The 21,509-nt window shown below is 34.8% G+C and carries 22 protein-coding genes; 12 read left to right on the top strand and 10 right to left on the bottom strand.

The genetic code is table 11. The features are described from left to right. Nucleotides 1-377 precede the first annotated feature (377 nt). From LQV47_RS08640 to LQV47_RS08620, 5 genes are all read right to left on the bottom strand, one after another. The gene (locus tag LQV47_RS08640) at nt 378-701 is read right to left on the bottom strand and encodes a helix-turn-helix domain-containing protein (RefSeq protein ID WP_230035923.1); all 324 of its coding nucleotides are present in this window, start codon (nt 699-701) and stop codon (nt 378-380) included. 65 nt (nt 702-766) lie between these two features. Continuing rightward, nucleotides 767-1,186 (bottom strand): transposase, encoded by a 420-nt coding sequence (locus tag LQV47_RS08635; RefSeq protein WP_230035921.1) that lies wholly within the window; start codon nt 1,184-1,186, stop codon nt 767-769. Between the two features lie 94 nt (nt 1,187-1,280). Beyond that, nucleotides 1,281-1,451, bottom strand: coding sequence for a hypothetical protein (locus LQV47_RS08630; protein ID WP_230035919.1), 171 nt, complete (start codon nt 1,449-1,451; stop codon nt 1,281-1,283). Between the two features lie 247 nt (nt 1,452-1,698). Beyond that, on the bottom strand, nt 1,699-2,442 hold the full coding sequence (locus LQV47_RS08625) for a hypothetical protein (RefSeq protein ID WP_230035917.1): 744 nt from the start codon (nt 2,440-2,442) through the stop codon (nt 1,699-1,701). A 365-nt stretch (nt 2,443-2,807) separates the two neighbouring features. Continuing rightward, nucleotides 2,808-3,563 (bottom strand): SDR family oxidoreductase, encoded by a 756-nt coding sequence (locus LQV47_RS08620; RefSeq protein ID WP_230035915.1) that lies wholly within the window; start codon nt 3,561-3,563, stop codon nt 2,808-2,810. 556 nt (nt 3,564-4,119) lie between these two features. Here LQV47_RS08620 and LQV47_RS08615 point away from each other — a divergent pair. The 6 genes from LQV47_RS08615 (at nt 4,120) to LQV47_RS08590 (ending at nt 8,350) form a co-directional block, all read left to right on the top strand. Next, complete coding sequence (locus tag LQV47_RS08615; RefSeq protein WP_230035913.1) at nt 4,120-5,076, top strand: helix-turn-helix transcriptional regulator; 957 nt, start codon at nt 4,120-4,122, stop codon at nt 5,074-5,076. Nucleotides 5,077-5,101: 25 nt separating this feature from the next. Continuing rightward, entirely contained in the window at nt 5,102-5,677 is a 576-nt protein-coding gene (locus LQV47_RS08610; protein WP_230035912.1) for a hypothetical protein, read from the top strand. A 479-nt stretch (nt 5,678-6,156) separates the two neighbouring features. Further along, the gene (locus LQV47_RS08605) at nt 6,157-6,483 is read left to right on the top strand and encodes a hypothetical protein (RefSeq protein WP_230035910.1); all 327 of its coding nucleotides are present in this window, start codon (nt 6,157-6,159) and stop codon (nt 6,481-6,483) included. A 35-nt stretch (nt 6,484-6,518) separates the two neighbouring features. Next, entirely contained in the window at nt 6,519-7,250 is a 732-nt protein-coding gene (locus tag LQV47_RS08600) for a hypothetical protein (RefSeq protein WP_230035908.1), read from the top strand. Between the two features lie 20 nt (nt 7,251-7,270). Next, nucleotides 7,271-7,699: a hypothetical protein gene (locus tag LQV47_RS08595; protein WP_230035906.1), complete on the top strand. Its 429-nt coding sequence runs from the start codon at nt 7,271-7,273 to the stop codon at nt 7,697-7,699. Nucleotides 7,700-7,741: 42 nt separating this feature from the next. Beyond that, on the top strand, nt 7,742-8,350 hold the full coding sequence (locus tag LQV47_RS08590) for a hypothetical protein (RefSeq protein ID WP_230035904.1): 609 nt from the start codon (nt 7,742-7,744) through the stop codon (nt 8,348-8,350). A gap of 87 nt (nt 8,351-8,437) precedes the next feature. Here the strand turns inward: LQV47_RS08590 and LQV47_RS08585 are convergent, their stop codons facing one another. Beyond that, nucleotides 8,438-10,030, bottom strand: coding sequence for a tetratricopeptide repeat protein (locus LQV47_RS08585; RefSeq protein ID WP_230035902.1), 1,593 nt, complete (start codon nt 10,028-10,030; stop codon nt 8,438-8,440). Nucleotides 10,031-10,207: 177 nt separating this feature from the next. Between LQV47_RS08585 and LQV47_RS08580 the strand changes: the two genes are divergently transcribed. Both LQV47_RS08580 and LQV47_RS08575 read left to right on the top strand, forming a co-directional pair. Beyond that, complete coding sequence (locus LQV47_RS08580; RefSeq protein ID WP_230035900.1) at nt 10,208-10,996, top strand: PhzF family phenazine biosynthesis protein; 789 nt, start codon at nt 10,208-10,210, stop codon at nt 10,994-10,996. 413 nt (nt 10,997-11,409) lie between these two features. Beyond that, a complete protein-coding gene (locus LQV47_RS08575) occupies nt 11,410-11,874 on the top strand; it encodes a PA2169 family four-helix-bundle protein (protein ID WP_230035898.1) in 465 nt (154 codons plus the stop codon). Nucleotides 11,875-12,016: 142 nt separating this feature from the next. Here the strand turns inward: LQV47_RS08575 and LQV47_RS08570 are convergent, their stop codons facing one another. From LQV47_RS08570 to LQV47_RS08555, 4 genes are all read right to left on the bottom strand, one after another. After that, entirely contained in the window at nt 12,017-12,631 is a 615-nt protein-coding gene (locus LQV47_RS08570) for a ferritin-like domain-containing protein (protein ID WP_230035896.1), read from the bottom strand. Between the two features lie 72 nt (nt 12,632-12,703). Next, complete coding sequence (locus LQV47_RS08565; RefSeq protein ID WP_230035894.1) at nt 12,704-13,522, bottom strand: KGG domain-containing protein; 819 nt, start codon at nt 13,520-13,522, stop codon at nt 12,704-12,706. A gap of 719 nt (nt 13,523-14,241) precedes the next feature. Next, a complete protein-coding gene (locus tag LQV47_RS08560; protein ID WP_230035892.1) occupies nt 14,242-14,730 on the bottom strand; it encodes a DinB family protein in 489 nt (162 codons plus the stop codon). A 128-nt stretch (nt 14,731-14,858) separates the two neighbouring features. Continuing rightward, the gene (locus tag LQV47_RS08555; protein ID WP_230035890.1) at nt 14,859-15,452 is read right to left on the bottom strand and encodes a Crp/Fnr family transcriptional regulator; all 594 of its coding nucleotides are present in this window, start codon (nt 15,450-15,452) and stop codon (nt 14,859-14,861) included. 683 nt (nt 15,453-16,135) lie between these two features. On the opposite strand from LQV47_RS08555, the gene LQV47_RS08550 reads away from it, so the two are divergent. From LQV47_RS08550 to LQV47_RS08535, 4 genes are all read left to right on the top strand, one after another. Then, nucleotides 16,136-17,218, top strand: coding sequence for a pentapeptide repeat-containing protein (locus LQV47_RS08550; protein ID WP_230035888.1), 1,083 nt, complete (start codon nt 16,136-16,138; stop codon nt 17,216-17,218). Between the two features lie 9 nt (nt 17,219-17,227). Then, nucleotides 17,228-17,980, top strand: coding sequence for an ATP-binding cassette domain-containing protein (locus LQV47_RS08545; protein WP_290368642.1), 753 nt, complete (start codon nt 17,228-17,230; stop codon nt 17,978-17,980). Between the two features lie 12 nt (nt 17,981-17,992). Next, complete coding sequence (locus tag LQV47_RS08540; protein WP_230035886.1) at nt 17,993-18,760, top strand: ABC transporter permease; 768 nt, start codon at nt 17,993-17,995, stop codon at nt 18,758-18,760. Nucleotides 18,761-19,057: 297 nt separating this feature from the next. After that, nucleotides 19,058-21,460 carry a hypothetical protein gene (locus tag LQV47_RS08535; RefSeq protein WP_230035884.1) on the top strand — a complete coding sequence of 801 codons (2,403 nt, stop codon included), beginning with the start codon at nt 19,058-19,060 and terminating at the stop codon, nt 21,458-21,460. Nucleotides 21,461-21,509: the final 49 nt, after the last annotated feature.

Below are 21,509 nucleotides of genomic sequence, written 5' to 3'. Positions count from 1 at the left end.
AATCTCCCAGTAAATTAAAGCTGGTAAGTCGGATCTCAATTTTAAAAGTCATCCATATTACTATCCATCCGTTTTACCAATTCATATTAACGTGTTGCAGGGACTTATGTTGTTCCTGAATCTGGCATTGGTAAATGACCTCTGTAATTCTCCTTTCATCTTACTCATATTATTTTGTAAATATACCATAGAATCTGGAATCATAAGCGGGTTTTAAAAAGTGTAAATATTTTTTTGATAGTATATACATTGTCCCAAAATATCAAAAAACCGTCTTAATAAGACGGTTCTTCCTAAAATAATTAAAACTTGAATCTGAATATATTCATATATCTTGCTTAAAAAATATCAGTAAAATTAAAGCTTTATCTTTTCTACTATATACAAAACATCTTTTTCCATTTCATTACAGAATTACGGCTCAGATAGAAATGGCGTGCCAGCTGGCTATTATTGATTTTGTGTTTTTTTTGATAATCCAGCATTTCTAAAATATCTGATCTGCTGTATGACCGGTGTTTCTGGCTGCGTTTCACACTGGAGATATCTCTACCAAATATTTTCTTATTCAGGGTTATAATATCCAGTGCAGACAAGATTTCTTTTTGCAGTAGACTTTGACATTCTTCATATTTATGAGGAAATTTTTTCACAAGAATATCTGTATATATTTTATTATAATCAGGAAATTTTTTTTTCATCAATTATCGTGTTTATGATCCATATTTTCCAGTTATGGGCTGACTGTACTTTTGGAAGAGTACATTTATCCTTTATATTTTTCTATCCATTTATAAAGAGTAGATTTAGGAATACGGTATTCTTCTATGATCTGGCTTTTACTTTTTTCTCCGGTATGCACCAATTCCATAATAAAATCTATTATTTCCCTTGTATAAATGCTTTTTCGGAAGCTGGGAAGTATTGATTTTTCTTTTTTATCGCTTCCTGAGGGAGGTGAATACAATATTAAATGTTGAGAATAAACTCTAAAAAAGTCATACTCTAAAAGTTTGCACCATTTAAGCAGAGTATCCGTAGAAAGATCTTTTTGCTCAAGCATTTTTTTTACCTCTTCTTCTGTACAATTAAAAAAATTACAGATGCGAAGTGTTTTTACAGATACTTCCTCTATTCTCTGATGGATGAGTTTACCGATGTGTATATCTTTAAAGTGTGTATTCATTTTTTCTGTCGGATAATGCAGTCTGAAGCAAAATAACCGGAATCATAGCAATAGACTGGGATTTTTAATGTAACGTGATATTTCTATGTACTCTTTAGTTGGGAATTAAATGCAGGAAAACCCGTTCCTCCCAATGCATAGAGGTTTCCATCCACAAACCAGCCCAATACCCTATTGTTACTTTTTTTGGGGGGGGAGTTTCAGGTGTAATATTGGGATTCCAGTCTGCATATCCCAGTACGCCATTAGCATCTGCCACTACCATTTTTGTTGCTATAAATGTTTGGTTTTTAGTATCCGATTTTGTCCCGTCCGGTTTTGTAAAATGGCATTCGGACTGTTATGTTTAGAAAGTTCCCTTATCCTTTCAATACCATTAACATCAAGAGTTTCCGTAGGATTGGAAGTACTAATACCTACCTGGATAAAAACATTGCAGAGGTAAAACCTGCTATTAAAAATAATCCTTTTTTCATTTGTTTATATTTTAAAAATTAATTTTATTGGGGAGATTAAGCTTTACGGGTCACTGAGATAAATATTTTCTTTTCTCCACTTACTTCCATGCACCACCATTTGAATTCATACCACCTGTAGGTATTACTATCTATCTGTACCTGGAGATTGGTGGTTTCCACTTCAGCTGCATTAGTAGCCCAAAACACTATATTATTGGCATCAATCTGCAGATAGCTTCCTGCCAGCAGATTATTATTAAGTGAAGTTTCGTTCTCATTTACCTGGGTTGCAAATGATTGATAGCTTACAAGTTTGGGACTGTCTGATATGTTATAAATCCGTGGATCATAATATGTTGAATTGACCCCTTGCAGGTTCATTTCCAAACCGTCAATAGAAGGTAAGGCGGGAAGGCTGTTTGCTGTTATATAGGTTTTTAAATTAAAAGTACTTGCCTGTGCTGTAGTTACAGGTACAGAATATATCCTTGTAATGGCTTCTCCTATAGGCAGAACCCCACCATCATTTATTTTAGGAAGACCTTCAAGATATCCCAAAACACCGTTTACGTCCGCAACTAAAGTTTTTGTTGCAGTAAAATTCTGATTTTTAGTTTCTGATCTTGTCCCGTCGGGTTTTGTAAAAATGGCATTGCTGGTATTATGCTTGGGAAGCTCTCTTATCCTTTCAATACCGTTAACGTCAAGTACTTCTGTAGATACAGCAGTTTTAATACCTACTTGTGACCAAAGTGAGGAACAGGCCGAAACGGCCATTAGTAATAATCCTTTTTTCATTATGTTTTATTTTTGAATTGTGAAAGCCGGTAATGAGGGCATTACTAAACGGCTAAAATCCTGTGCAATAATAGGAAGATGATGATTAGAAAAATAATGGTAGGTGTTATGAATTACGAAATTCTCGTGTGCTTTTTAAAGATATAAACTAGTATTTTACAAAAAATGCATACTAATAATCAACTTGTTACAAAATACAGCATTCTTTCAAGGATTATTGTAATGGTGTTATATGATTAATGATGTTCTGTTAATCCGTATTCACCATATTTCATCATTCAGATTTTAAAATAAAAAAAATGGATAACGGATTTTATTTAAAATCACAATTATCCATATAAGTAATACTGATTAATTAATCAAAATTATCTTGTAGTATATCCTCCGTTGGCAAAAATAGTCTGCCCGGTGATCCACCATCCGTCAGTGACTAAAAATTCTACCAAAGGTGCAATGTCTTTAATATCGGTCAATCCGCCTAATGCCGCTGCTGATTTATGGTAAGCTACAGCATCAGTACTTTCCTGTCCGTAGAAGAAAGGAGTATCCATAGGACCTGGCGCTACTGCAGTTACAGAAATTCCTCTGTCACCAAATTCTTTAGAAGCTGCCCTTGTGAAATGCTCTACCGGTGCTTTGGCACCCGCATACGTTGAATACAGTCCCGTATATGCAGCTAACAAAGAGGTCACAATGGTACAGATTTTACCATGATCGTTCACTTTTTTACCTGCTTCTTGCAAAAAGAAATAAGCTGATTTTGAATTGACTCCGAACATAGCGTCATATTCAGTTTCGGTAGTTTCAATAAATGGTTTTTTCAATACCATACCAACTGTATTAATTGCAATATCAATACCCCCGTAAGTTTCTATAGCTTCATCAAAAAACTTTGTGATATTTTCTATTTTAGTAAGATCCCCCTGAAATAGAAACGCTTCAGCTCCTAAGGCCTTTACTTCAGCTAAGGTTTTTTCGCTTTCTGCTTTTGAACTTTCACTGTTATAGTGGATAGCGAGCTTAGCTCCTTTTTTGGCAAAATCTCTGCTTAATAATCCACCAAGGTTTTTTCCACCTCCTGCTATAAGCACTACCTTTCCTTTTAAATCATTGTGTGTCATAATCTTATTTTTAAGTTAAGTTTTATTTACATCTATAATAACTGATGAATATTCCTTCAGTTATTATGGGAAATTTATATTTTGATTGAGCACCAAGACATCTTTAAAACATCTTATCAATTTGTTACCTAGTCATAAGCTTTTGGTGAGATTGACATTATGAACATAGAACAATATTATAAAACCCAAAAAAAGCTTACAACAAATTGATGATAGGATATCTGAATTTCTCTTCATATTTTCTAAAGAAAACCACGTGATATCGTAAAACTTTCAATACTTTTTTTATGCAAATATTTCCATTGCGTCACTGCATTATTGGAGCTTTTAGGAATATAAAAAAGGCAATTGGAAATAAATTCTGAATACATTTTTAAATTTTTTTAAAACTATATCTTCCCTCTTTAAGAAAATCCATACAAATAAAAAACATAAATAAATAACTGAAAAACAAAGAATTATAAAAATTATTTAAGTGATTAATTCCGAAAAGCTAACATATTTACTATGTATTAAATCATACATTAGCCCTTACTTTGCTCAGAAACACACTTCAATGACAAAAAAAGTTCTATTCTGTCTATACCTGTTGTTTAATGTTACTGATGCACAGTGGAATAACAAATCAAAAATTGATACTGAAATAGAAAATACAAAAGACTTATTTGAAAATGAACTCAAAATTATGGAACTCACTAAAAATGGTAATCAAATTTCAAGGGACATAGATTATAAAAAAAGAATATCAGAAAGAAGTGAGCTTCTTTTGGATAGGTATTTTAATATGGAAAGTTTAAATTCAGAGAAAAAGGAAACTTCAAAAAAAAGTACACATCTTTACAAAGAATTGAATGACAGCATTAAAAATACAGAAAAAAAAGCTGTAAATACTCCTGTTAATTATATAATAGGTGAACAAGGAGAAGCGTATTCCCATAATATTGTAAAAATAGTTATTGCACCATCAGTTGTGATTATTTTCTTATTAAACAGCTGGGTTTTATGGAAACATAATCAAAAAAAGCCTGGTAAGGGAGATAAAATGATCGTTAATCACTTAAAAAATGAAACGAAAACCACGGAGTTTACATCCATCCCGGTAAAAGATAAAGATAAGACTCCGGATCATAATATCAGTATCTCTGAAGATACTACTGCATCTTTGCTCAATAAACTTTCAAAGTTTGAGAAGTCGGAAAAATTTTTAAAGAAAGATTTAACTCTCACCAATTTATCAAATTCATTACATACAAACCCACGATATCTTTCAGAAATCATTAAGCAGCATAAAGGTAAGAATTTCAACAATTACCTTAACGGACTCCGGATACATTATATTACCGATAAGCTCTATAACACACCCGTCTTTAGGGAATATAAGATCAGCTATCTTGCTGAAGCTTGTGGCTTTTCTTCCAGGGAAGTTTTTTCTGTAATATTCAAAAAAGAAATGGGTGTTACTCCCTCCTATTTTATAAGCCAACTCAAAAAAAATGAAAATGATAGGGAGTAATATTCATGAATAGTACAGTTATACCATGGATTTTTTTAATCACATTAAAACAGTAATCAGTATTATTTTAAGCTTAGGTATCGGCAGCTTACTCAATGGTACTGTGAAATTTATCCAACATCCCGGAAGAACAAAGCCCTATTGGGTCCATCTGCTGTGGATATTGTATATATTTCTATTGATGATTCATTTTTGGTGGTGGGAATATGGTCTCAGAGAGGTGAGAATATGGACATTTACTGAATATATATTTATCATCATGTACATTATTCTCTACTTTACATTATGTCAGCTTTTATATCCATCTGATGTTAAAGATTACGATGACAATTATAAGAATTACTTTTTTTCAAGAAAGAAATGGTTTTTTCTATTGCTCATTGTGATTTATTTTATTGATATTTTTGATACTTTAATCAAAGGGCCTGCTTATCTGGAAAAGCTGATGCCTTTATACGCAATAAGAATGGTCAGCCATATTTCATTATGTGCCCTATTTGCATTTTTAAAAAACCGCCAGTCAGTTTGGTATGGAGGTATGGTAGTATTTTTTATTCTGTTTGAATTGTATTTTATCGTTGACAAATTCTATAATGATTAATTTCCAGCCAGATCGTTTTATATTTTTTATAAGACCTGTAGAAACATGAATGTTCTTTGGAGAGGCCAGCAAGATTTTCTTATTCTCAAGATTTTCTTATTCTAATAATACAATCTTTATTCTTTTTCCCTGTATTTATGTTCCTGCAGTTTTCTTAAAATATACATGAAACGGAATGACAAACTCATGCAGGTGTAAGCAGTTGAAATTTCAAAAAAAACAAAAACTTCAGCTATACCTTTCTTGTTTTTAAATTGACGATGCATTAAAAATTATAATAATCATATTATCAGATACTATAATTTGTAAAACATTTGAAATCATAAATAAAAGTATCAACAAATGATCAGCAAAAAATTCACTTATTTACACTCTATTTTGATGTAATAAATTATGAAAATATCACATACTGCCTTTAAAAAGCCATATAATCTAGGGTAAACAATACTACATTTGGTGATATAACTAAATATAAATTTATGGAAAATTCATTAAAAGCATTGTTCCTCGCAATGGTACTCATTCTTTTACATTCATGTGGTTCCGTTACAACCTATGATGCACCTCTTGAGCCTGGGCAAACTGTTTACCAGAGACAGGATCCAAAGTTCAGACAAACTGAAACAAGATCAGAAAACAACAGCATCCCTGAGCCAGGACAGATAGAAATGAAATCTAATAACGAAAACAACAATGACAATATTCCGGAACCAGGACAAACAGAAATGAAGTCTAATGACGAGAACAATAATGATAATGTTCCGGAACCTGGGCAGACAGAAATGAAAGATGCAGAAGAACAGTAATCTCAGTAACTGTATTTAACCTACGAAAAATAATTATGATAAGCAGAGTTTTTATAATAACAGCAGCAATATTATCAAGTATTTGTGCATCCAATATAACCGCACAAACAGGAAAAGTATTTTCAGGAAAATTTTCCAGCGAGGGTGATGTTACGGCATCAGGAATCATGACACTGGAACTATCACAAACAGGTTCTAAAATAGAAGGAGTATCAAATTACCAGAGTGTTACTGATGATTCCAACAGTGGAATGCTTTCAGTAAATGGGTACGCTAAAGACAATGTAGCTTATATACGGTTCAGGGATCAGAGGGGAAATGTGGTAGCTGATGGCAGTGTGAGTCTAAAAGATGCAGCAACACTGTATTTTAAACAGACTACAAATTCCTCAATGCTCCCTTCAGTAGCCTATCTGTATGGGAAAGAAAGCCATTCTAATACACCTAATGTATCAGTAAGAAGCTATACAGGATCCTATTCCAACGAAGGAGATACCACGGCAAAAGGAATTATTTCATTTGATATATCACAATCCGGAAGCAAGATAGAAGGTACAGCAAATTATAAGACTAACGATGATCAGCTGGATACAGGTCTTTTATCTGTAAATGGCTATGTAAAAGGCGATACCGCTTATATTAGGTTCAGGGATCAGAAAGGACAAACTGTAGCGGATGGAATTTTATATCCGAGTGGCTCTAATACTGCTTTCAAGCAAACAACATCTTCTAATAGCCTTCCTTACAAAGCTACTTTGTACAGGTAATTAATAAATATATAAATAAAATGGAAAAATACAGGAAGTTTACATTTTTAAAGCAATGTAAAAGTACATTACTGATAGCTGGTTTAATAGTAGTGGTTAGCTGTGCTCCAACTGTAAATTACATTGGGAAAAATTATAACCCTACTGAAAATATTGATGTATTTTTAGATACGAATGATGTAAAGAAAAACTATGAGGTGATAGGAAAAGTGGATGGTATTTCGGGAATACTGGGTTCAAGTTATCAGGATATTCAGGATAAAATTGTTCAGAAAGCTAAAGAAAAAGGAGCTGATGCCGTCATTCTTTATAATATGGAACAAAGAATCATTGGTTCCACATCTTCATCGAATACTGAGCATAGACAATGGATGAAAAATACAACAACATCCTCAACTAATGTAACGGAGGATGTTTTGCATGCTGATTTCATCAAATATATTCCATAATTCCGGCTATCTTTACGGTTAGTCTATAATTGAAATTAAAAAATGAAATTAAAAGTCATACTTATAAGTTTATTTACAGTTGTTATTGCAGCAGGCTGTACAGAAAAAACAACAAAAGAAATAACCAAAACAAAAGCTACAGATAAAAAAGATAATCAACAGCCGGATAAAACGGCTTTGCCTTCAAAAGAAGGTGGTCTTACAATAGAAGGAGATCGTGTGATCATTCCCAATTTCAAAATAGAAGTCAACCTTTCTGATAAAGCCGTAGAGTTATTGCAAAAAAATAAAGAATCCATAATAGCTTCTTTATTTTTTTATGGTGATGTTCGCGATGAGAACTCCCTGCCGGAAGATATAAAAAAAGAACTGGGTCCTAATGGGTTAAAGCTTATGGTTTTTGATATGGAAAAGATAGATGTTACCCAATCCAATGAATTGGAAATTACCAATCTAAGCTTCCCTAAAAAATTATATGATGCTCTTGCCAGCAAAGATATCTATGTTAACATCAATGTATTCAGTGGGAGAAGGACGTTTAAAGATAATATTCTCGACATGGAATTTTATGATTCCAAACTCAATGAAATCATTTCTCACAGTAGTTTCATCAATTTAAACGGACGTCTTCTGACAGAGGATAAGAACTAAAAAAATTGTTATTTTCAAGCTCTTCCTTTTGGTATTGTACCGGTAAAGGAGGAGCATATTTTATATGCATGATCGAATTAAAAAATATTATTGAGGTGTTAAATCATGAATGTTTATTGCATTATCTTTTCTCAGATTATTAATAAAATAGGAAGGGGTAACGCCTGCCTCTTTTTTAAAGGTAACAGCAAAGACCTCTCTGGATGAAAAGCCACAAGCTTCCGCTAAGTAACTTATCTTATATTCTCTGTAAATAGGATCTATGCAGAGTTTATTAATGATATAGTTTATCCTCAGTTCATTAATATAATTATTATAGCTCTTCTCTTTATACTGCTTTATTATTTCTGAAAGATATCTGGTATTGGTATTCAGATCATTGGCCAGAGAGGTAAGGCTAAGATCTTTTTTAAGAAATTTTTGAGACTTTTCAAATTTTTCTAATTTTAACAACAGGGTTTTGACGGTTTCATCGGTAATATTAATGCTTCGTTCTATAGCAATATTTGAATTAGAAGCAGTGGCATTTGCCGTCTTTAGATTGGTGATGATTAATTCATATTTCTTATGCAGTTCTTTCTGTTTTCTCTTCCAGAAAAACCATCCGGCAGCCGAGAGTGTAAGAATAAGGATGAATATTGCTGCTAATATCTTCTGAATATTGCTGTTATGAATTTCACTTTGCTCATCTATAATGTGTTTCACCGGAGTGTTTATAGTTTTCTTTTCTGCATTTACCAAACTGTCATTCAGCTTTGTATAGAGATTCATATATTTCTTTGAAATTTCCTTTTCTCCCAGTTCTACACAAGATTTAAAGTAGACTTCATAGATATCCCTGCGGATGTAAGGGCTACTGACCTGTTTTTCTAATTTCTCTGCCTTTTCAGCGTAACGCTTAGACTCACTGTATCTTTTCTGGTCATAATAAAGCCATGCAAACTCATTCAAGGTGGCAATTTCAAGATTTTTGTTTGATCTGTATGTTTTATTTTGACATAGTTCCAATGCCTTTGAAAAAAAGGATTCAGCATCTTTTGCTTTATGCATTGCAATACTTGTCTTTCCTAAATTGATATACGCCAAAATAAGAGAATGATTCTTTTTATTAGCAAAATCCTTGCTATCATTCACTTTATTAATAGTTTCAAGGCTTTTTCTCTGATAATAAACTACAGAATCTACAGGTGCATTAATATGAGCTGAATAACTGGCTAAACCAATATATATAAGGGACTCCTGATAATATTTATAGTTATCGGACTCTATTTTGTGAATAGTATTTAAAGCTTTCCGAAATTCTTTAAGACTCTCAGCATTAAAGCCAAGCTCTGTATAAGAAGCAGCTCTAAGTCTGTATATATTTGATAATATCTCATTATCCTTCATCTCAATTGCCAGCCCCTCTGTGGCCTTGCTTAGCTCTACAACTTTTTTAAAATTTCCCAAATCGTAGTATTTAGCCATCATAAGGTTACTGCTTTCCAGTATTCCTTTTTTATATCCTGCATTTTTAGAAACACGATAGATTTCTTCCGAAAGCTGCAGCGATTTACCCGGCTCTTCTGAAGACAGTTCTTTCGCAAGAATTATTTTATTATCAATTTTCGAATTAGTAATTAACTGGCCATGTATTAGACTACAAAATACACAGGTGATAATGAAAATAAATTTCTTCATAAGGTTTTAATGATTAAAAAGGAAATGCTAATGCTAATTTATAACTAAAAAAATTACAAGTTACTAGAGTTAATATTTAATTTATTGTAACATTAAAGAAAAAGTACAGTGCTGCAATAAACCTACGTCTGTCCGGGAAATAAATTATCTTTGTTACCAGCAGAAATTACCTCAATTATGAAGTTAGAATTATACCAAATAGATGCCTTCACAGAAGAGATTTTCCATGGAAATCCTGCATGTGTTGTCCCATTACAAAACTGGTTACCCGATGAAATACTCTTAAAAATAGCCCGTGAAAATGCTGTGGCAGAAACGGCTTTCTTTATTGATAATGGCAATAGCATTCATCTGAGATGGTTTACCCCTGAAATAGAGATGGACTTATGCGGGCATGCTACTCTTGCTACGGCACACTGCTTAGCTTCCATCTTACATTATAAGAACAACAGAATTGTTTTTCAAACCAAAAGTGGTGAGCTGACCGTCGATATAAAAGATGGATTTTATTATATGGATTTCCCGTCAAGAATGCCCGAACCATCTACTCTTCCGGAAAATATAACAAGGTCTCTCAATATACAGCCTAAGGAAGTCTTCAAATCAAGAGACTATGTCCTGGTATACGAGTCTGAAGAAGACATAAAAAATATCAACATTGAAAGATCTGTTTTTGACATTATCAATCTGGATCCAGGGGGTGTTGTTGTGACAGCAGCAGGTACAGACAGTGATTTTGTTTCAAGATATTTTACGCCGCAGTCTTCAATTCTTGAAGATCCTGTTACCGGCTCTGCGCACTGCTCACTTATTCCGTTCTGGTCATTAAGATCAGGAAAAGATAAGCTTTTCGCCCGCCAGCTATCAGAAAGAGGCGGCCAGCTTTATTGTGAAAACAAAAATGAAAGAGTAATTGTGGCAGGTAAAGCCAGAACTTATTCTATCGGAAATCTATGGATAGAATAACGTTATTCTGATCAGGCTGTATGGCCTAACAATATCCTATCTTACCCACAAACGACAATAGGGCGTTAATTTTGTTAAATTGACGCCTGTTTTTATTGTTAACTACCAGGAAACTAATTTATTTCCAGTTACAATTTTCATTGTTATAGTTAAATATTCCAATAAAAATTAATGCTTTTCCTATATGAAAAAAATAAGTCATATTATGACTGAAATAATAATACAGCTAACAGCATTTTATTAATTTTATAACAGATTGGATCCCGTAGAATGAGAATTTTTATAAGGCTTCAAATCAGCTTTCCTTCCCGCTGGTTATTTTAAAATATAAGAATCTAAACTTTCATATGGGTCCATAGAATTTTTTTAACCCACTACATAGAAATTGATACAACCATTACAAAAAATATATTATGAAAACAGAACAAACAGTATCCGTACTTAATGATTTGTTGCAAATCACGAACGACAGAATAGAAGGATTTGAAAAAGTGGAGGGAAAAATATGGGAAATGTATCCTCATATCAAGGATGAATATGACCGGATGATCTCCCAGTCAAAAATTATGAAAAATGAGCTGATGAATCTGATCATTGAAAAAAATGGAGATCCTAAAGATTCAACTTCACTTGCAGGAGCAGTCCACAGAACATGGATAGATATTAAAAATTCATTTACGGTAGGCAATATTGAAGAATCTACCCTTGAGAATGTGGTATTTGGAGAAAGAGCCGCGATAGAAGCTTATCAGGCAGCCCTTGACAGCGGAGATCTTTGTGAAAAAAGTAAAGAGATTGTTTCAGAACAATTACACAGTCTGAAAGAATCCTATAATCAGTTTAAAAAAATTGAAGAATATAAAAAGAAAGAAAATTAGTTAACATATCACTCACCTCTTAATTTTGCTGAAATATCCAGACCGCAGTACTTTTATAAATTCCTGTCAATTTATATTTGGCTTCAGGATTAAAGATGCCATATAGACCTCACAGCCTATATGGCATTAGAATTAAATGCATCTAATCTTCCTGTTCTGCATCAAGATTAATGAATGTCTCTGCAATTTCGGTAAGATTATAATCTGTATCTTCTTCTTCCTGAAGTGTTTTTTCAAGCAGATCGGCAGCTTTATCATGTCCCATGGTAATGGCAAGCTGAGCAAGGCCTCCGTAGGTGGCAATTTCATAATGCTCCACTTTCTGTGCGGCAATAATGAGAGCTGCATCTCTGGTCATAGATCCTTCTTTGGTAGATTTTATGGTTTCTTCCCCTTCTTTTATAATTCCTTTTATAGCTTCACACTCCTTTTTCTCAGGTTCCTCGTCAATCAGTTTGAATACTTTCTCAAGCCGGCTTACATGTTTCTTGGTCTGAAGCTGATGGTCTTCAAAAGCGTCTTTCAATTCTTCTGTTGTTGCGGCTTCCTGCATTTTTTCCAACGCCTCTATAATGGCATTTTCTGCGAAATAAATATCTTTAAGAGCACTTACAAAGAATTGATGAAGAGAAGAGTTTTTCATGCCTTCCTTTACCGAAGCATTGTCTGCTTTCATTTTTTTGTCTGCTGTGGCATTTCCTCCGGATGTTGAAGCCGATGCAGTTGTATTGCTATTTTCTGTTGTTTTTGTTGCCATGATATGATGTGGTGTTTGAATTGAGTTAAAAGATTACCTCTTTAAAAAGTATAAAGAGGTAATCTAAAAAAATTATGAATTATTACGTCTTCCGCCAAATCCTGATCTTCCTGATCCTGAAGATCTTCCGCCACCATGAGAGGCCTGGCCTCCCATACGGGCAATTCTGGTACGCTCTGCTTTACTCATCGATGCAAAACCTCTTCTTGAAGTTCCATTTCCTGAGCTGGAGCCACGGCTTGAGCCTGAATTACTGTTATTTCCGGATCCTGAGCCTGATCCTCTTGAACCGCTATTGGAACCTGAACTTCCTGAATTTGAATTGGAAGATCTTCCGCCACCGTGAGAAGCTTCACCTCCCATACGGGCAATTCTCGTACGTTCTGCCTTACTCATGGAAGCAAAACCTCTTCTTGAAGTTCCATTTCCGGAACCTGAAGAAGACCTTCCTCTTCCTGATGAGCCAGATCTGGAGCCTGAACCAGATCTCGATCCTGAACCGGATCTGGATCCTCCTCTTCCTCCTGAAGTGAATCTACCCTGACTGTCTCTTTGTTGGTTACCACCACGGGAACCTCCTCTGCCACCAGAGTTTCTTCCCCTATTATCATCGTCATCATCATAGTCGTCATCATCGTAGTCATCGTCATCATAATCGTCGTCATCATAGTCTTCGTCATCATCATAATCTTCGTCATCATTGTCGTAACTATTATCATAGTCATCATAATAATCCTCATAATCAGAGAAATCATCATCATAATCTTCATCTTCAGAAGCATCACTATAACCATGGTCATAACCTAATTGATAAACTTCCTCCAAAGTAGATCTTTCATGGTTTGAAGAATTACTTCTTGAGCTACGATTGCTTGAATTTCTAGTGTTCATAACTGAATGTTTTAAAAATTAATATATAAGTGATGTATTGCTAATCTTAACTAGTATCAGAAAAGCAATGGTTTGGTTTTTGGTGATAATTTTCATTAAGCTGAACAGCTTATGTAACTTCCATAAAAGGAAGACTATAGATCTTTAATCAGATTGTTAGACCAAATTTACAACAGAATAATCCTGTCTTTTATGATTGGCATCATATTGATGCTAATTAGTATAAAATTTTTCTGTTAATGACTTTTAAACTTTTATTTCTCCACTTGAAGAAATCTTTTTTTCACAATCTGGGAATAGTGTACACAGAGATAGCAACAGCATTCATTGGATATAGTTTATCCCCAGATAACAATGACTCGCCAAAACTTTGTCCATCAGATAAAATAGTCTGGATAGATTCTTTTCCTTCCGCATTACAATTATTCAGTTTGGCTTCACCATCTACTGTTTTATAATAATATAATGAGGGTATCTTCTTTGGGAAAATAGTTTCTTCGGGATTATTCTTTACAGTCTATAACCATATTATCTCAGCATGTAAAGACACCTCAAAAAGTTGACTTAAACAATTAAACAGCTGTAAACTAGCTTAAGGAAACAGAAAGCCCTGCGTCGAAAACCACTGTAGCAAACATCAAAAAGAATAATAACAATGGTAAAAGCCAGCTATCCTATATAAAAGGATTAAAACATAAAGGTTAAAAACTGATTGGAAATTACTTTTTTAAAAATTTAATGGTAATACCGATTTGTCCGAGATGGTAAAAATCGTGGTGGATAAGTCCCGTAACCAGATACTGGAAATTATGCGGGAAAGACGGTTTGGCAAATAGATAAGGACTATCCAGATAGTCGTCATATTTTTCTTCCAGAAATGATATAATCTGTTGCTGACTGGCATAAAATTCTTTTAACAGATTTTCCCAGCCCTTTACTTTAAGATCCTCATTACTTCGCCAGTTAGCGGCATCTGTCATTTCAAGACCTCTTGGATTTCCTTTAAGCCTGCTAAAAGCCTCTTTACGCCATTCCGTTAAATGTGAGATAATTTCCGCAACACTGTGCATATCCGGAATAGGGTGCTCAAAAGCCGTTTGCTCATCAACCTGTAAAAGTTTTTTTTCGAAGTTTTCGTCAATCCACAAGTCAGCATTTTCAACATCTTTCAATTGCTGAATTAAATCTTTAATCAAAATATTTGTCATTTTTTTAATGTTTAAAGAGTATGATTTTATTCTGAATCTGTTCCAGCAGCTTTTGAAGCCATCTTTATTATTGCAACACAGCTCAAAATGAAAAGAAATCATTGGTTACGGGTGAGCATTTGACTAATTTAATAATAGATCTGCCGGTCTTTAATATTAACCAGTTTATCCTTTTCCATTTTTTTTACCGCACGAATTACCGTTTCTACCCGCAATCCTGTCAGGTTTGCAATCTGCTGTCTGGTCAGCGGGATCTGGTACTGTTCTCTTTCCCTGCTAAAATATTCTTTATAATAATCCAGCAGTGCTTTGATCTTGGACTGTGGGTCTATCGCTGAATTATTAAACAGCATGATATACTTATAATAAAGCCTATCTGAGAGGTGCTCGAATAGTCTAAACATAATTTCCTGATTGTTTGAGATCAGTTGAAGAAAGCTGGATTTTGCTAACTTCAGTACCTTGGTGTCGGTCTTTGCAATAGCGTTCATCGGATACTTTTTATTTCCAAAAAGCAGAGATTCTCCTATGCTTTGTCCTTCAGAAAGAATGTTTAAGGTGAACTCCTTACCATCCTCGTGGTAATTATTCAATTCTACAGTTCCACTTATAATCTGGAAATAATAATACGGTGTATCTCCATTCTGGTAGATAATTTCCTTTGCGGAATATTCCTCATATACTGCTCCATTGTCGAGCAAAAGATTTTCATCGATTATCATATCTTTAATAATATTTTGTTATGGTTACAATGTTGATCTTAGTAAAATTGGAAACAAACTGAATACAAATTTCAGACCATATCTATTTAATAATTTACCTTATAAAAAGTTGGGAACAGGCTTCCAGCTTCAACTGGGTATCTTATCTCAAGGTCGTATTTTTTTCAGAAAACATACTAAAACAGAGATATGGCTTTACAACCTGTTAAAAGAAGTGAATCAAGAATAATTCAATTGGAAATTGATTTTGATGAAGCAGATTTTTCTTAAACGCAAAGAAAAGATTCAAATCTTTTATTGATAAGGAAGCTAAGAGGGCGACAATGTCGCTGATGAAGCTGTATGGGTTATGCGTGCGCTTAGAAAGAATCAAGGAAGTTGATTCTACTTTTTGCTCCTTAAAGGATTACCATTATGCTATTAAGTCTTAGCATCCTCTATTCATAGTTGATCTATACTCAAAGAACTTTCTTTTAGTATATCTTCTGAAACGATCCAATAAAATCTCTTTTCAGCCATAGCCAGGCATATCATTCTATAGATTTCAATAAAAACAACTTTATATTGTCAATAACAACTATAAGTAGTGTAAATACAACTATATGTTTTGTGTATTTTGAGACTCTATTAACACATCTATTCTACCTTTGTAGTGTCGAAAAACTAAAATAAAAATACGATATATGTTAAATACTAAAATGATCGGCAGTAAAATTGTTGAGGCCCGAAAGAAAATAAATATTTCTCAAGCCAGGCTTGCCGAACAGCTGTTCATCAGCCCTCAGGCTGTAGGAAAGTGGGAACGCGGGGAATCAATGCCGGATATTATTACTTTAAACCGTCTGGCAGAAATTCTAAAAGTTGATCTGAACTATTTTTCGGAAAACCCAGGCTTTGAGAGTACAGAAATGGAGGCAGCGATACCTGATATGACACAGGTGGATGAAATGTCATCTATAAAAAAGGAGAAAAAACTGATCTGGGATATGTCAAATGGCAGCTGGGTGGATACTGACTTTTCGGGGTTGAAAAACCTGCATGAAAAATTCAGTTCCTCCAATATGCAGAAATGTCTGTTTATAGGTTCAGAAATGTCGGGGCTTCTTTTAAAAAACAATAATGTAGAGGGCTGTGATTTCTCAAATTCGGATATGGGCAGCAGTCATATTCAGAACTCCCATTTACTCAACAATACCTTTAGGAATACTTCGCTGAAAGAAGCTGAATTTTCAAAAAGCTATGTCAAAGGATGTGATTTTTCCGATGCGAATTTCAAGGGAGTAAACCTTCAAAAAAGCAGCTATATTGAAGGGTGCAACTTCTCCCATTCAGATTTTGGAAACAGCCGCATTCTCAATTCCCATTTATCCGATAATATCTTTGCTGTCTGCTCGCTCAAAGAAACTGAATTTTCTGAAAGCCATATAAATGAATGTGACTTCACGGGTGCTGACTTTACCGGAGTGGTTATTAAATCCGGCGGACTGGAAAAAAGCATTCTAACAAAGGCGATTTGGAACGGTACCTCTTTTTATGCAACACAAATTGCAGATCTGGTTTTTGAAGGTACATTAGAAGACTGCTGTTTTGAAAACTGCAGTTTTAAGAGAGTCATATTCCAGAATACAACTCTTATTAATACTTTCTTTAAAAACAACAATTTAAAACGTGTTCAGTTTATAAACTGCAAAGTGGATAAGATCACCTATGCTTTTTTAAAAAATGGAAAGGCAGATTTGACTGAAGTCACCATACTAACATTATAAAAAACACCTATGTCACAAAATAAAATGGCCATCTCGGTGAAGGGTTTGAGAAAATCCTATAAAAACGTTCCTGTATTGGCAGGAGTAGATATTGACATCACAGCAGGCAGTATTTTTGCGCTGCTAGGCTCCAACGGTGCAGGCAAAACTACGGTTGTTAAAATCCTTACTACCCTATTGAAACCGGATAGCGGGAAGGTTACCGTAAACGGATTCGATGTAGAAATGAGCCCCGAAATGGTGCGGCAGTCGATTAGCCTTACCGGGCAGTCAGCAGCTGTAGATGAGATCCTCACAGGAAGGGAAAATCTAATAATGATCGCCAAGCTGAGGCACCTCAGAAGTCCAACACTGGTTGCAGACCTTCTGCTGAAACGTCTCGGATTAACTGATGCTGCCAATAGGAGGGCTTCTACCTATTCAGGAGGGATGCTTCGTAAGCTCGATATTGCCATGAGCCTTGTAGGAAAATCACAGATTATTTTTCTTGATGAACCTACAACAGGGCTTGATCCGGAAGCCCGTATTGAAGTTTGGAAAATTATTAAAGAGCTTGCTGATAAGGGCACGACTGTATTCCTTACCACCCAGTATTTGGACGAGGCCGAACAACTTGCTGACAGGATTGCCATTCTGCATAAGGGTCAGATCATTGTAAACGGCACACTTGCTGAACTGAAAAAGCTATTTCCGCCAACAAAAGTAGAATATATTGAAAAACAACCAACCTTGGAAGATATATTTCTTTCAATCATTGCATAAAAAAAGAAAATAATGGAAACTATTAAAAGCTATTTTTTTACAGATATGAGCGTTATGCTTGGCCGGTCCATGCGCCACGTAATGCGCAGTGCCGATACGATCATTACAGTCACCATCATGCCAATTGCACTTATGCTGGTATTCGTCTATGTGCTAGGAGGCGCAATAAAAACAGGATCAGACAATTATGTAAATTACTTATTGCCGGGCATACTGATCATTGCTATTGCCAATAGCATTGGTTATGTCTCCTATCGTTTGTTTAATGATGTGCAGCGGGGCATATTTGAAAGGTTCCATTCCATGCCGGTTGCACGTTCAGCCGCAATATGGGGACATATTATGACTTCACTGATATCTAATCTTTTTTCACTTGTTATTATTGTTCTCATTGCATTAATAATGGGATTCCGTTCACCGGCAGGCATATTGTCATGGCTTGCCATAGCTGGTATACTTATACTTTTCATGCTGGCTCTGGCATGGATTGCCGCCATTGCCGGATTATCTGCAAAATCAGTGGATGGAGCAACTGCAATTGCTTATCCTATTCATTTTCTTCCTCTGATTAGTTCGGCATTTGTACCAACAGAGACGATGCCCGGTCCGGTCCGTGCCTTTGCAGAAAACCAGCCTGTAACCTCAATTGTGGAGACTATCCGTGCTTTACTCTCAAATCAGCCGGCAGGCCATGAAATATGGATTGCCCTGGCATGGTGCACAGGAATTATGCTGGTCGCTTACTTCTTTGCAATGCGGGCATATCAAAAACTGAACTGAAGACATGCTTAGAAACCCTTCCTGTTTTTTTCAAGTATATCTGCTATGGCCCGCTTAGAAAAAATTAATAAATTGGATTCTATTGTTACCACCTGAAACCTGCATTTATAAACATTATTTTTTTGTATTAAAACAGGTTAGTGATCTGAATTAATATAGAAACTGCTCCACAGCGTTTGAAGCATATCAAGGGATAATCAATCTGATTTCTTTTTCTAAAAATAAAGAGATTAAATATCAATTTTTAAAGCTCTTAAATGATTAATTTAGCACAGAATTAAATGCACTCATATTTCTATGAAAAATATATTCTGTGTATTGCTTATTTCACTTGTATCACCTATACTGGCACAAACTCAATTAGAAAAGGCAATTACAAATCTTGAGAATAATTACGAACAGGAAAAAGTATACGTACTGACTGACAAATCACAATATGCAGCCGGTGACAAAATCTGGTTTAAAAGTTTTGTATTTGAGGGCTATAACCGTTCTTCATTATCTACTACTTTATTTGTGGAATTGTACAGTTCTGATAAAAAATTAATAGATTGGAAAACTGTACTTCTGACTAACGGTGAAGGCAGCGGAGATTTTCAACTGAAAGAAAGCCTTCCCGAGCAAGTTTATTTTATAAGAGCTTATACGCCTTACATGACCAATTTTAATGAAGATTTTCAGATTGTTAAAACGATTCCTGTTTACAATCCAATCTCCACAGAATCATTAGTGATTGCTAAAGGTTCTGATTGGTCTGCTAAAGTCTTTCCGGAAGGGGGAACTTTCATTAACGGTATGCCTACAAAATTTGCCGTAAGATTATCAAGCGATACTTCTCTACCTGCAACCTGGACGGGAAAAGTAATAGATACGCAAAATCCCAATGCACCCATTACTACCTTTACCTCTTTTGATAAAAATGTTTCATCTTTTACCATGACTCCAACTTTAGGAAAAAAGTACCAGGCTATCATTCAGGATAACACAGGTAAAAGCAAAACCGTAGATCTGCCACAAGTTGCAGACAGTGGTGTTCATTTAGAAATTTCCAACTCTAAAGAAGGAATTAAATATAGCTTAAAAGGAGTTAATTTAAAACAAAAGCTTCAGAACTATAAAATTGTAGGAACCATCAATAACCATCTTGCTTACAAAGCCAATATTAACCAATTGATCAATGAAGCTTCCAGTCTTATTCCTGCAAAAATCAACAATGAAGCCAACGGCATTTTACAACTGGCCATTTTTGATGTGCAAGACCATCTGGTAGCCCAGAGACTTTGCTTCGTAAAACCTAATAGTTTACATATTGAGAAAGCAGAAATTATAGGTCAGAATATAAAACAGACACCAAGATCTTTCAACAGTATTGATCTTTCCCCGGAATCGTATTTTAAAAATTATACTGTTTTGGTAAGTGAGGATAGCGGTACCCAGAGTCCGGAAGAAGAAAATATACTGAGCAGCCTTTGGTTAACGGGAGATTTTACTTCAAAAATAGACAGTCCGGCCCAATATTTTTCTAAAAATGCCAATACTGAAGCGTTGGATGCACTGCTTATTTCTGAAAAATGGAAAAGATTTGACTGGAATTCCCTACTTAGTGGATCTGTACCAGCCATTAAAACGAATTCCCAACAATTTCTTTCTTACAGGATAAAACCTATTAAAAACAATGCCCTGCTAATTAACTCCAGTGTAATTTTAGCCTTGAAATTAGGCAAAAACGAACCCACGCTTACCCCATCCAAAACAGACCAAAACGGATATATCTATTTAGATAATCTTAACTATTCTGAACCTTTGAACGTTTCAGTTCTTGCAACTTCAGAAAAGAATCAGGAATCAAGCACTGATAATCTATTCGTCACCGTAGAGCCACTGGTTACGCCCACACCATTTAAAGGCAATTTTCCAGGTACAAAATATACCCTGGTAAAAACCAGCGGAAACAAAACCCTTCCCCCATCAATTTCCAGGGCCATCAACAGTCAGAAAAACAATCAAAAAAACGGGAGTACTGATGTAGAAATTGAAGAAGTAAAATTAACAGGAAAAAAGAAAGATCCAACAGCAGAATTAAACAGTCAACTATCTACCGGAATGTTTAATTCCCTGAATTCTACGATATTCGACTTTGTCAATGAAGACCAACATGCTGCAGGATCAACCGATATATTAGCATGGCTACAAGGAAGGGCAGCCGGCTTAGTATTTCAAAGAAATAACTCAGGAGAGAATGTTCCCTACATTCGTGGCAGCAAGGCTCAGCTCTATTTAGATGAAATGGCTACTGAACCGGGCATGATTATGAATGTTCCTATAAGCAATATTGCTATGGTAAAAATCATAAAAGGATCCGGATTGGTGGGTAATGCAGTATTGATCTACACGATGAGAGGAAATATGAAGCCTAAGAGCAATGAAAAAGAAGCTCAAAAGAACAACTCATCTGTCATAAAGGGCTATGATAAACCTTCGGAATTCCTTATTGAAACACTGGATACTGATGATCCTGCAAAGAAAATTGAAAATGATACCCGGGAAACACTCTACTGGAACCCTAATTTATTCGACAGCGAATACGTTCCACCGAGAATTAAATTTTTCAATAACGACACCGCAAAACAATATAAAGTACTGATCATCAGTTTTGACGAAGACGACCGTATTCTTTATCAGAATGAAATTTTTAAATAATATATTTTTGACTTGACTTAAAAAAGCCTTTCAAGCATCTTGGAAGGCT

It is taken from the genome of Chryseobacterium sp. Bi04, from assembly GCF_918698085.1.
Taxonomy (GTDB): Bacteria; Bacteroidota; Bacteroidia; order Flavobacteriales; family Weeksellaceae; genus Chryseobacterium.
Note: the sequence above shows the minus strand (reverse complement) of the source record. Positions and strands in the feature narration are given on the sequence as shown.